Raw genomic sequence first — 1,836 nt, forward strand, 5'->3', positions numbered from 1 at the left:
GGATACACTTCTATTATATTTTTTATTCTTTTTTCAAACTCTTCCATGCTTGGCAGTGAATATTCAAATGTTATGTTTGTATCAATATAATTTGAGTATATATCTAATATTTGTTTTGTATCTTCAGAAGTTGCAAGTCTTATTGGCATTTATTTTCCTTAAAGCTATATTTTATTAAATTATAAATTATGTTAACTTTTTTGCAATCAAAAAATATTTATATAAAAAATTTTGATATTAGTTTTTAAGTATTGACAATAATTTTTAAATGAATATAATAGTCTACTATCGGACTATATAAAAATCTGTTTTATAATATGTTTTAAGGAGCTTTGATGATAAATAGAGTAGAAGAGATGGAAAAATCTTTTTTCAAATACGTACTTCCTTCTATAGTATCAACTATGCTTGGAGGGCTTTATATAGTAGTTGATGGCTTTTTTGTAGGCAATTCTATGGGAGACAATGGACTTACTGCAATCAATTTGGTTTATCCTATAGGAACAGTATTATTTGCTACAGCTGCTATGCTTGGAATGGGTGGTTCTGTTATAATGTCTACATATCTTGGAGCTGGAAATATAGAGAAGTTTAATAAGGCTAAAATTAATACATTTATTACTTTAATAGTTGCAAGCATAATATTAACTCTGCTGCTTCTTTTAGCAAAAAACAAATTAATTTATCAACTTGGTGCTAGAGATATAATATTTGAGCAAGCTAATAGTTATATTACAACCATTATATTAGGCGGAACTTTTCAAATTATATCTGCAGGAAGCATGCCTATAATAAGAAATTCTGGTAAAACTATACATGCTATGAGTTTTATGGGTATAGGTCTTATAACTAACATTGTATTAGATTATGTGTTTTTAATAGTTTTAAGATTAGGGACTTTTGGTGCAGCATTAGCTACAATTATAGCACAAGCAATAGTTTCTGTTATTTCTATATATTATTTATTTATTAGAAAGAAATATAGAACAAAAATAAGATTATCAGATTTTGATTTATCTATGAGTAAAAGAGCTATTCAAATAGGGCTTTCTCCGTTTGGTCTTGTAATGGCACCTTCTCTAATAGTGATATTCAATAATTTGCAATGTATAAAATATGGCGGATATATTGGAACTAGTGCTTATTCTGTAATTAATTATATTTACGGCTCTATAATATATTTGTTTGAAGGTATTGCAGAAGGTTGTCAGCCTATGATTAGTTTTTTCAAGGGTGCTAAAAGAGAAGAGCTTATGAGAAAAGTATTAAAAAAAGGAATATTATTTTCTTCTGTGCTAGGCACTATATTAATAATAGTAGTTCTTTTATTTAAAAACAAATTAGGTATTATGTTTGGTGCTTCAATAGAAACCAACAACATTGTAAGTATTGCCATGCCTATAATAGCTATATCTTTTATACTTCAGCCGATGGTAAGAATTGGTACTGCTTATTTTTATTCTTCTGGAGAGAGTAAATATGCAAGTTTTTTAACATATATAGACCCTTTATTTGTAAGTCCATTATGCATAATGATTCTTCCTATATTTTTTAAGCTTAATGGTGTATGGCTTGCAATGCCTGTAGCTCAGATTATATTAATGAGTTTGCTTTCTATAATATATTATAACACAAACATTAAGAAAACAGATTTTTATAATAACAAAGAGGTTTATGGTACTAATAATTGATTTTAAAGAAAGAGCCTGTGGTGTTCTACTAAAGAATCAAAAAGACTATATTTTTATGAAACGTAACTAAAAACATATGGTATTATTCATACATATTTTTTAGATACAAAACTGAAATATTTGCACTTTTTGCAACTTTTTGCGG

At 27.2% G+C, this 1,836-nt stretch carries 2 protein-coding genes; one reads left to right on the forward strand and one right to left on the reverse strand.

Annotated elements, in window-relative coordinates; genetic code table 11:
* On the reverse strand, window positions 1-149 hold a 149-nt coding region (locus E6A48_RS10285; RefSeq protein ID WP_219710115.1), incomplete at its 3' end, for a GNAT family N-acetyltransferase.
* Window positions 150-335: 186 nt separating this feature from the next.
* On the opposite strand from E6A48_RS10285, the gene E6A48_RS10290 reads away from it, so the two are divergent.
* Window positions 336-1,691 (forward strand): MATE family efflux transporter, encoded by a 1,356-nt coding sequence (locus E6A48_RS10290; protein WP_219710114.1) that lies wholly within the window; start codon window positions 336-338, stop codon window positions 1,689-1,691.
* The last annotated feature ends 145 nt before the right edge of the window (window positions 1,692-1,836 follow it).

Origin of the sequence: Brachyspira pilosicoli (assembly GCF_019402445.1) — a bacterium.
Classification (GTDB): domain Bacteria; phylum Spirochaetota; class Brachyspiria; order Brachyspirales; family Brachyspiraceae; genus Brachyspira; species Brachyspira pilosicoli_B.